1 pseudogene is annotated in these 1776 nt (G+C 29.8%); it reads left to right on the forward strand.

Annotated elements, in window-relative coordinates:
- Nucleotides 1–520: 520 nt before the first annotated feature.
- Nucleotides 521–1776: pseudogene (locus ACRDBA_RS06795) on the forward strand (hypothetical protein); the annotation flags it as partial.

A 1776-nucleotide genomic window follows, 5' to 3' on the forward strand; every position in this document is an offset into this window, starting at 1 on the left:
AATTGTTTGGCAATATCGGTCATGGTAATTTTCTTTTTAGCCAAGACTAAACCTCCTTTGGATTAAGGTAATAATTTGTATGAATGTAAATTTAGGATTAAAAATAATTAACCTAAAATTAACTCAAGCTAATATCTATATATAAATAATAATCTAAAATTTAAGAAAATTAAAGTTAAAAATTAAATATTTATCAAGAAAATTTAAGGATATAAATATGATAAAAAAAGATAATCGCTATAAATTAAATAAAACTAACCTAAAATATTAAATAAAAATTAAAAAAAACGAAAATATTATATAAAAATAAAGTAAAAAATATTTGATTTAATCTGGAAAATTGATATAATAATTATAAAGTTAAAAATTATTAAAATTTAATTTAAATAAAAAATATTTAAATTAATAAAAGTAATAAGCTATAAATTTGTGTAATAAAATAATATAAGTGAGTGAATAAGGAATGAGATAATCTAAACAAATTACACAAATTAATAAAAGTAAGGGGGAGGAAATGAAAATGGCGAAGTTAAAACCCAAGAGTAAAAAGATGAAAATTTTACTTATAACAACAGTGCTATTAGCGCAAAGTCTAAGCCTTTATGGAACGAATAATAACTCTACAAATACAGAGTTATTAACTAACAATCTAGAAGGAAGACAGGATACTTATGAGAGCTATCTACAAACTTATCAAAATGCACCAATGCCCGTTAGAGGGGTAAAAATTCCGATAACAGAGTATATAAGCGCTGATCCGAAAGTAAAAGTGTTAGAGCGTTTTGAAGGGGAAAGCCAAGTAGTAAGGACTGAGGAAGAGGGATATGTAGAATGGGAGTTTGATGTTCCTGATGAAGGCTGGTATTACGTTAAAATGGATTATTATCCAGTGGAAGGAAGAAGTTCTCAGATTGAAAGAAAGATAGAGATTAATGGCTCACTTCCTTTTTTTGATGCCACACATATTTTGTTTAGTCGTGTATGGGGGAATCAGACAGCAGTAGAACAAGATAATAGGGAGAATGATTTAAGGCCTAGACAAGTAGAAAATCCGAAATGGCAATCTGATTTCTTCAAAGATTCTATGGGATACTACACAGAACCTTATCAGTTTTACTTTAAAAAGGGGAAAAACACTTTAAAGTTAACATCTATTAGAGAGCCGCTAGTCATTAAAGCGATAGAGCTTTGTAGTATACAGGAAATACCTACATATGACACAGTCAAAGCTGAGTATGAAAAGCTTGGATATGAGTCAACAAAAGGGCATGTTATTAAGATTCAAGGTGAAGATGCACAGTATAAATCAGATCCAACATTATATCCATTAGCAGATAGGGCATCCCCAATTACAGAACCCTATCATCCTTCTAAAATTCGTATGAATATGATTGGTGCAGAGCAGTGGAAGTTACCAGGACAATGGATTGAATGGGAAATAGAGATACCAGAAGACGGTTTATATGAAATTGTTTTAAAAGAAAGACAAGATATGTTAAGAGGTTCTTTTGCCAATAGGAAATTAACAATAGATGGCAATGTACCTTTTCAAGAGGTAGAATCTATCCCATTCAAGTTCCAAAAAGAATGGAGAATGAATCAATTAGGTAATGAAGAACCCTACCTTTTCTATTTAGAAAAAGGTACACATCAGATTAGGCTAGAAGTAAGTTTGGGAGAATTAGGAAGTATCTTAAATACAGTAGAAAATAGTATTTTTGAACTCAATAAAGTCTATAGAAGTATTTTGATGCTAACAGGGCCTAGTCCAGATAC

Source organism: Clostridium sp. (assembly GCF_051654825.1).
Lineage (GTDB): Bacteria > Bacillota > Clostridia > Clostridiales > Clostridiaceae > Clostridium.